The sequence below is a fragment of the Pseudomonas sp. CFBP13528 genome (genome assembly GCF_005233615.1).
In the GTDB taxonomy this organism is placed as follows: domain Bacteria; phylum Pseudomonadota; class Gammaproteobacteria; order Pseudomonadales; family Pseudomonadaceae; genus Aquipseudomonas; species Aquipseudomonas fluorescens_AM.
This window is the reverse complement of the sequence record NZ_QGAJ01000012.1, coordinates 160,054-167,893: the sequence shown is the minus strand read 5'-3', so window position 1 is coordinate 167,893 and position 7,840 is coordinate 160,054. Positions and strand designations below refer to the sequence as shown.

The 7,840-nt window shown below is 59.8% G+C and carries 7 protein-coding genes; 3 read left to right on the top strand and 4 right to left on the bottom strand.

Annotated elements, in window-relative coordinates; translation table 11 throughout:
• Positions 1 to 101: 101 nt before the first annotated feature.
• A complete protein-coding gene (locus PspCFBP13528_RS20455) occupies positions 102 to 1,427 on the bottom strand; it encodes a sigma-54 dependent transcriptional regulator (protein ID WP_137201387.1) in 1,326 nt (441 codons plus the stop codon).
• 327 nt (positions 1,428 to 1,754) lie between these two features.
• On the opposite strand from PspCFBP13528_RS20455, the gene PspCFBP13528_RS20450 reads away from it, so the two are divergent.
• Complete coding sequence (locus PspCFBP13528_RS20450; protein ID WP_057722166.1) at positions 1,755 to 2,015, top strand: hypothetical protein; 261 nt, start codon at positions 1,755 to 1,757, stop codon at positions 2,013 to 2,015.
• A 54-nt stretch (positions 2,016 to 2,069) separates the two neighbouring features.
• Here the strand turns inward: PspCFBP13528_RS20450 and PspCFBP13528_RS20445 are convergent, their stop codons facing one another.
• From PspCFBP13528_RS20445 to gnd, 3 genes are read right to left on the bottom strand one after another with little or no spacing between them, the layout of a single operon-like run.
• Positions 2,070 to 2,894 (bottom strand): Cof-type HAD-IIB family hydrolase, encoded by an 825-nt coding sequence (locus PspCFBP13528_RS20445; RefSeq protein ID WP_065952514.1) that lies wholly within the window; start codon positions 2,892 to 2,894, stop codon positions 2,070 to 2,072.
• The gene (gene zwf, locus PspCFBP13528_RS20440) at positions 2,891 to 4,414 is read right to left on the bottom strand and encodes a glucose-6-phosphate dehydrogenase (protein ID WP_065952513.1); all 1,524 of its coding nucleotides are present in this window, start codon (positions 4,412 to 4,414) and stop codon (positions 2,891 to 2,893) included. Before zwf ends, PspCFBP13528_RS20445 begins: the two co-directional genes overlap by 4 nt.
• A complete protein-coding gene (gnd, locus tag PspCFBP13528_RS20435) occupies positions 4,411 to 5,394 on the bottom strand; it encodes a phosphogluconate dehydrogenase (NAD(+)-dependent, decarboxylating) (RefSeq protein ID WP_065936262.1) in 984 nt (327 codons plus the stop codon). Before gnd ends, zwf begins: the two co-directional genes overlap by 4 nt.
• A 260-nt stretch (positions 5,395 to 5,654) precedes the next feature.
• Between gnd and PspCFBP13528_RS27655 the strand changes: the two genes are divergently transcribed.
• Both PspCFBP13528_RS27655 and PspCFBP13528_RS20430 read left to right on the top strand, forming a co-directional pair.
• The gene (locus PspCFBP13528_RS27655) at positions 5,655 to 5,831 is read left to right on the top strand and encodes a DUF6026 family protein (protein WP_256544602.1); all 177 of its coding nucleotides are present in this window, start codon (positions 5,655 to 5,657) and stop codon (positions 5,829 to 5,831) included.
• A gap of 154 nt (positions 5,832 to 5,985) precedes the next feature.
• Positions 5,986 to 7,728, top strand: coding sequence for a phosphoethanolamine transferase CptA (locus PspCFBP13528_RS20430; protein ID WP_065952720.1), 1,743 nt, complete (start codon positions 5,986 to 5,988; stop codon positions 7,726 to 7,728).
• Positions 7,729 to 7,840 lie beyond the last annotated feature (112 nt).

The following is a 7,840-nucleotide window of genomic DNA, read 5'->3' as shown; positions in this document are numbered from 1 at the left end:
AGCAGCCGTTACCGCAGAAACGGATATGTACTCGGTCTGATCCAACATCCTGGTCGGCCCGGAGGCCGCCATCGGGGGCAAGCCCCCTCCCACAAAGGTCCCTAGCGGATCTGATGCTTGTGCAACAACCGGTAGAACGTCGGCCGGGAAACGCCCAGCACCCGGGCCGCGATGCTCAGGTTGTCGCTGTGCCGGTGGAGTACGTCGCACAATGCCTGACGTTCGGCGCGGTGCTTATAATCTTCCAGTGTTGCCATCGGCGGCGACACGGCCTGGGGGCCTTGCAGTCCCAGGTCAACCGCTTCGATCTGGCGCCCCTCAGCCAGGACCAGGCCACGGCGCACACGGTTGGCCAATTCACGCACGTTGCCCGGCCACGGGTGTTGCCCCATCGCCACCAAGGCCTCTTCGCTGAAGCTGCGCGGGCGGCGGCCGGTTTCCTGGCTATAGAAACGCGAGAAGTGATTGGCCAGCATCGCCACGTCGCCATGGCGTTCGCGCAGGGGCGCGGTGACGACTTGCAGCACGTTCAGCCGGTAATACAGGTCCTCGCGAAAGGTGCCCTTCTCGACTGCGGCCTCAAGGTCAACGTGGGTGGCAGCCAGCACCCGCACATCCACCGGGATGGGCTGGCTACCGCCCACGCGCTCGATCTGTTTCTCCTGGAGAAACCGCAACAGGTTGGCTTGCAGCTCCATCGGCAGATCACCGATTTCATCGAGAAACAGCGTGCCCCCGTGGGCTGCCTCGATACGCCCGACCTTGCGCTGATGCGCACCGGTGAAGGCGCCCTTTTCATGGCCGAAGAGTTCCGACTGGATCAGGTGTTCAGGAATCGCACCGCAGTTGATCGCCACGAACGGCTTGGCGTGTCGCTGGGACTGCCGGTGCAGCATCTTGGCCACCAGTTCCTTGCCGGTGCCGCTGTCCCCCCGAATCAGTACCGGCGATTCAGTGGGCGCCAGCTTCGACAACAATTTGCACAGTTCGCGAATGGGCCGGCTATCGCCCAGCAACTCATGCTCAGGCCCACCCACCGGGGTGTTGCCCTTGCCGCGCAGGCGCGCCATGCCAAAGGCGCGCCCCAGGGTAACCTGCACCCGCGACACGTCGAACGGCAAGGTGTGAAAGTCAAAAAACCATTCGCAGACGAAATCCCCAACGTTCTGCAGGCGTAACACATCCTGGCTGAGTACCGCGATCCATTCGGTACCGCTACGACCAATCAGCTCCTTGACCGCCTCGGGCCGCTCCAGATGACAAGGCTGTAACCGCAACAGGCCCACATCGCAGGAACGCTCGCCCACGGCTTCGAGGGTACAGCTGTCCACTTCCCATCCGACCGTGCGCAAGCCGGGCAGCAACCCGTGACAATCCTCACAAGGGTCGACGACCAGCAAGCGGCGTTGCGCAGAAGTCACAACCATGACTATTCCTTGGCGTCAGTTTTTTTAATAGAAACAATAGTTTGTAGTAGCAAGATGGGAACATAGCAAAATATTGACGCGACGCTTGTACCCTTTCGCTATAACTGCGAGCAAAAAGCCATCAACCGGTAAAAAGTTGCTCGCGTGCCAAACGTTAGTTCTGCTTTCAAAACAGCCGCTTACATGACGTCAGTCAGGGAAAGTTAAAAATTCTTGTTCTAGCATGTGACCCGCCCCCCACCATCGTGCATCAGTACAAGTAACCCACCGCACGGTCAGCCCAACCGCCGGTATTCACTTGAATGGGCACAGAGAGAGACGACACACATGAACGCTCCGCTGCGCATCAACGAAGCTCTTTTGATTGCAGACCGTGCTTTCCAGCCCTTCCAGTGCGTGGCCTGGCACGATGGTCATGGCGCCCTCAGCCTGAGCGTCATCGACCGCACCAATACCCGTATCGGCAGTAAACAGCTGTCATCGACCACTTACACCGACCCGGCGCAATTGGAAGACTTGCTGTTGCAGGCACGTGCCGAGCTCGACAAAGATGGCCACCAGTTGCAGCAGTGGGCAATGCCCAAGTAAGTCGACCGAGTAACTTCCGATCACCGCATTACAGTGATCGGAAGTTGCACTGACTTATCGCGCGTTGAGGATAAATCGCTCGAACGCTTCGGCAGCACCGTCTTCGATATTACTGCCGGTGACGACGCTGGCCTGACGCTTGACGGTTTCTTCCGCCTGGCCCATGGCAATCGATAAACCGGCCACCTGAAACATCGCCGGATCGTTGCCGCCGTCACCAATAGCCGCCGTTTGCGCAAGCGGCACCCCAAGGTGCGCCGCCAGGGTCTTCAAGGCTTCGCCTTTATTGGCCAGCATCGCCGTCACATCCAGATAGACCGGTTGGGAACGGGAAACCTGAGCCAGACCCTTCACCTTGGGCTGCAACTGCGCTTCCAGCTCCACCAGCAACTGCGTGTTATTGCTCGCGGCGACGATCTTGTCGACCCGGTCCAGGTAGGGCTCGAAACTCTCCACCACCACCGGCCCATACCCCAGGCCGTCGGCTTCGCGCTGCTCCATCGGCCCTGGCGAGTCACGGCGCAGCCAGTCGCCATCGGCGAACACCCAGACTTCCACATCCGGCTCGGCCGAGAACAGCGCCAGCGTCACCAACGCCGCTTCCGCCGGCAGATGGTGGGCTACCAGAATGCTGCCATCCGGGTTGATCAACGTACCGCCGTTGAAGCCCGCCACTGGCACGTCGATACCGAACGTCTCGATCAGGTGCATCATGGCCTTGGGCGGGCGACCGCTGGCCAGGCTGAAAAACACCCCGGCCTCACGCAACGCGCGAACCGCATCGGCCGTGCGCTGGCTGAGGCGGTGATCCGGATGCAGCAAGGTGCCGTCCACATCACTGAGGATAAAACGGATGGGATGAATCGCTGCATCACTCATCCGAGGCTGTGCCAGGCACGGCCATCACGGGCCAGCAATGCATCCGCCGCCGCCGGGCCATCTTCGCCGGCCTTGTAGGCCTGGATTCCATCATCTTCTTTCCAGGCATCCAGGAACGGCTGCACGGCGCGCCAGCCGTTCTCGATGTTGTCGGCACGCTGGAACAAGGTCTGGTCACCGGTCATGCAGTCGTAGATCAGGGTTTCGTACCCCGTCGATGGTTGCATCTCGAAGAAATCCTTGTAGTCAAAACCCAACTCAATATTGGCCATCTCCAGGGTCGGCCCAGGCTTTTTGGCCAGCAGGTCGAACCACATGCCTTCATTTGGCTGGATCTGGATCTTCAGGTAGGTGGGCTTGAGTTCATCGACGTCGGTGTCGCGAAACTGCGCGTACGGCGCCTGCTTGAAGCAGATCACGATCTCGGTGTCGCGGATGCTCATGCGCTTGCCGGTACGCAGGTAGAACGGCACACCAACCCAGCGCCAGTTGTCGATCATGACCTTCAGCGCGACGAAGGTCTCGGTGCTGCTGTCAGGCGCAACATTGGCTTCTTCGCGATAGCCCGGCAGTTGCTTGCCGGCGATTTCACCGGCGGTGTACTGGCCGCGAACCGAATTGGCCCGGGCATCTTCCAGGGACCAGGGGCGGATCGCACCGACCACCTTGGCCTTCTCGCCACGCACTGCATCGGCGCCAAAGGCTGCCGGCGGCTCCATCGCGACCATCGCCAGCAACTGGAACAGGTGGTTGGGCACCATGTCCCGCAGCGTGCCGGTTTTTTCGAAGAAATTGCCCCGGGTCTCCACGCCGACCGTTTCAGCAGCGGTGATTTGCACATGGTCGATGTAGTGGTTGTTCCAGAACGCTTCGAACAGCACGTTGGAGAAACGGCTGATCAGGATGTTCTGCACCGTTTCCTTGCCCAGGTAATGGTCGATGCGATAGATCTGCTTCTCGCTCATCACCTTGAGCAGGCAGGCGTTCAACGCTTCGGCGCTGGCCAGGTCGGAACCGAACGGTTTCTCGATGACGACGCGGCGAAAACCCTCGTCCGTCTCATTGAGCAATCCGGCACTGCCCAGGCGCTGCACCACTTCACTGAAGAAGCGCGGTGCGGTCGCCAGGTAGAACACTGCATTGGCGCTGCCGCTGTCGGCAATTTTCTGCGCGATATCGGCGTAGGTGCTGTCGTCGAGAAAGTCACCCTCGACGTAGCTGATGCCTTTGGCCAACTGGGCCCACAACTGGGGGTCCAGCGCATTGTCGGCACTCCCCCGGACCTTGCCGGCAGCTTCGGTTCGAATGAAGTCCTCGAGCTTCTTGGCAAAGTCCGCATCGCTGATGGCGTTGTGATCAACACCCACGATCCGCAGGCCATCGCCCAGCAGCCCGTCGCGGCTCAGGTTGTACAGCGCCGGCATCAGCAGGCGCTTGACCAGGTCGCCATGGGCGCCGAACAGAAACAAGGTGGTGGGTGGAGCGGGTTCGGCCTTGGGTTTCTTGCCGTTGGCGGTCATTTTTTGGAAGTCTCCACGTGGCCGCCAAAGCCGAAGCGCATGGCCGAAAGCATTTTGTCACCGTAGGTGCTCTGCTGGCGCGAACGGAAACGGGCGAACAGCGACGTCGACAGGACCGGTACCGGCACCGCCTGCTCCATGGCCGCTTCGATGGTCCAACGGCCTTCGCCACTGTCCGCCACGGAACCGGAATAGCCGTCCAGCTTCGGGTCGGTCGCCAGGGCATCGGCGGTCAGGTCCAGCAGCCACGACGACACTACGCTGCCACGGCGCCAGACTTCGGCGATATCGGCCACGTTGAGGTCAAAGCGCTGGTCTTCGGGCAGGTTGTCCGAGTTCTTGGTCTTGAGGATGTCAAAACCTTCGGCAAACGCCTGCATCATGCCGTATTCAATGCCGTTGTGGATCATCTTGACGAAGTGACCGGAGCCCGCCGGGCCGGCATGAATGTAGCCGTGCTCGGCACGCGGGTCCGCAGAGGCCGAACGGTCCTTGGTGCGTGGGATGCTGCCGATGCCAGGCGCCAGGCTCTTGAAGATCGGATCAAGGCGCTGCACGGTTTCCACGTCGCCACCGATCATCATGCAGTAGCCGCGTTCCAGCCCCCACACGCCGCCGGAAGTGCCGACGTCGACATAGTGCAGGCCTTTTTCCGCCAGGGCCTTGCCGCGACGCACGTCGTCCTTGTAATTGGTGTTGCCACCGTCAATGATCACGTCACCGCTTTCCAGCAGCCCGCTCAGTTCATTGATGGTGTCTTCGGTGGGAGCGCCCGCCGGCAACATGACCCACACGGCGCGAGGCTTTTGCAGGCCGGCCACCAGGGCTTTCAAGTCGGCGACGCCGGTGGCGCCCTCCTCGCTCAGGCCTTTGACAAAGGCTTCGTTACGGTCATATACAACGGTGGTATGCCCATTGAGCATCAGGCGCCGCGCAATGTTACCGCCCATGCGGCCTAGTCCGATAATCCCCAGTTGCATGTGCTGATGCTCCTAACTGCTAAAAAATGTGTGACATAGTTTATAGCGCAATGAGGCTAATGAGGGTTAGTCCAGAGCGGATCCGTGTAGTTTCATGGTAAAAAAGTTGCCATCGTTTCACCATCACGGCGGCAAAAGTCACACGACCACCAAAAATAAAAAAGTTCCCTTGATGTGAAAAAGAATTCAAACTTGTCCACGACTGCTGCCGCTCACCTGTTTCGGCGGCGCGATCTACCCGGCTATTTGCGAGGCAAGCAATGAGCACAGCACAGATGACCCGACCGCCACAGACCCTCTATGTCAACATCCGCCGCGATGAATTGCGTCAGTTGAAGGACGAGCGCGATCAGTTGCAACAGGAAGTCCTGCGCCTGCGTTCACACCTCCAGGCCCAGCTTGAGCTGCCGTCCGGCGCCAAGCCCGCGCTCTGCTGAAGGCGCTTGGTTAGTTTGTAAGGCAATACCTACAGAAAACTCACAAAGTTTTCACACACCTGTCCCGATACTCCCGCCCGCGATGCCGCTCATGTTCTGAGCGGCCCGATGTTGCGCGCCTGTGCGCAACGATCATTTTCTGATGGGGCGCTGGATGGCGATGTTCAAACGCAGCACGACGACTGCGAAAGGCTTTGATTGGGCCGGCCTTGGCTGGTTATTCCTGTTTTTCTGGTATTTCTCGGGTATTACCCAACTGCTTATCCAACTGACCGGTACGTCCGGCTTCAGTGGTTTCCGCCAGGCATTCTTCATGAGTGCGCTGTGGCTGGCGCCGATGCTGCTGTTCCCGCGGCAAACGCGGGTGCTTGCCGCCGTGATCGGCGTGGTGCTGTGGGCCTGCTCCATGGCCAGCCTGGGTTATTTCTTCATTTACCAGCAGGAATTTTCCCAGAGCGTGATCTTCATCATGTTCGAATCGAACATTTCTGAAGCGGGCGAATACGCCACCCAGTACTTTGCCTGGTGGATCGTGCTGGCGTTCATAGCGCACACGGCCTTCGCGGTGTTCCTGTGGACACGCCTGCGCCCGGTGTACTTGCCTCGCGGCCAATCGATCGTGGCGGCCATCGCCATCGTATTGGCCGTGGTCGGCTACCCGCTGGTCAAGCAGATCGCCACCAGTGACACGATGGAACAGGCCATTGACCGCTTTGAAACGCGGATCGAACCGGCCGTGCCCTGGCAGATGATCGTCGCCTACCGCCGCTACACCGAACAACTGGACAACATGCAAGGCATGCTGACCAGTGCCAGCCAGATTCCACCCTTGAAGAACCTCAAGGACAGCATGGCCGGCCAGCCGTCTACCCTGGTGCTGGTGATCGGCGAGTCCACCAACCGCCAGCGCATGAGCCTTTATGGCTACCCGCGCAATACCACCCCGGAACTGGACAAGCTGCGCGACCAACTGGCGGTATTCGACAATGTCATCACCCCGCGCCCCTACACCATCGAGGCGTTGCAACAGGTACTGACCTTCGCCGACGAAGAAAACCCGGACCTGTACCTCAAGACGCCGTCGATCGTCAGCGTGATGAAACAGGCCGGCTACAAGACGTTCTGGATCACCAACCAGCAGACCATGACCAAGCGCAACACCATGCTCACGACCTTTTCCGAACAGGCCGACGAGCAGGTGTACCTGAACAACAACCGTAACCAGAACGCCCGCCAATACGACGGCGATGTACTCGCGCCGTTCTCCAAGGCCCTGGCCGATACCGCCGAGCGCAAGTTCATCGTGGTGCACTTGCTGGGCACGCACATGAGCTATCAGTACCGGTATCCGTCGACGTTCGACAAGTTCACTGATCGCCAGGGCGTGCCGCCCGGAGTCAGCGACGCTCAGTTGCCGACATACAACAGCTACGACAACGCGGTGCTGTACAACGACTTCGTGGTCTCGAGCCTGATCAAGGACTACGCCAAGACCGACCCCAACGGCTTCCTGCTGTACCTGTCGGACCACGGCGAAGACGTGTTCGACTCTGCCGGCCATGACACCCTGGGCCGCAACGAAGGCAAGCCGACCGCGCCGATGTACACCATTCCCTTTATGGCCTACGCCTCACCCAAGTGGCGCGAAAGCCACGACTGGAGCTTCGCCGGCGACCTGCAACGGCCTTACAGCAGCTCGCAGTTGATCCATACCTGGGCGGACCTGGCCGGCTTGAGCTTCGATGAACTGGACCGCAGCAAAAGCCTGGTCAGCGACAGCTTCAAGCCGCGCCCCCTGCTGATCGGCAACCCTTACGAGACCAAGCAGAAAGCCTTGATCGACTTCAGTTTGATCAAACCGAAAAAGGCCAACAGCACCGAGGTGGTGATCAAGTAACCGAGAGGCTTGTAACAGAAAGATAACAATCATTCTCGTTTAAGCCTAAAGTTCCCCGTCTCCTTTCGTCTTTGAGCCATACCCGCCCTCTCCGGGGGCGGCCTCAAAGACG

Coding starts and splice junctions, on each gene's coding strand:
- PspCFBP13528_RS20455 (WP_137201387.1), bottom strand. CDS start 1,427: ATGGTTGTGACTTCTGCGCAACGCCGCTTGCTGGTCGTCGACCCTTGT.
- PspCFBP13528_RS20450 (WP_057722166.1), top strand. CDS start 1,755: ATGAACGCTCCGCTGCGCATCAACGAAGCTCTTTTGATTGCAGACCGT.
- PspCFBP13528_RS20445 (WP_065952514.1), bottom strand. CDS start 2,894: ATGAGTGATGCAGCGATTCATCCCATCCGTTTTATCCTCAGTGATGTG.
- zwf (WP_065952513.1), bottom strand. CDS start 4,414: ATGACCGCCAACGGCAAGAAACCCAAGGCCGAACCCGCTCCACCCACC.
- gnd (WP_065936262.1), bottom strand. CDS start 5,394: ATGCAACTGGGGATTATCGGACTAGGCCGCATGGGCGGTAACATTGCG.
- PspCFBP13528_RS27655 (WP_256544602.1), top strand. CDS start 5,655: ATGAGCACAGCACAGATGACCCGACCGCCACAGACCCTCTATGTCAAC.
- PspCFBP13528_RS20430 (WP_065952720.1), top strand. CDS start 5,986: ATGGCGATGTTCAAACGCAGCACGACGACTGCGAAAGGCTTTGATTGG.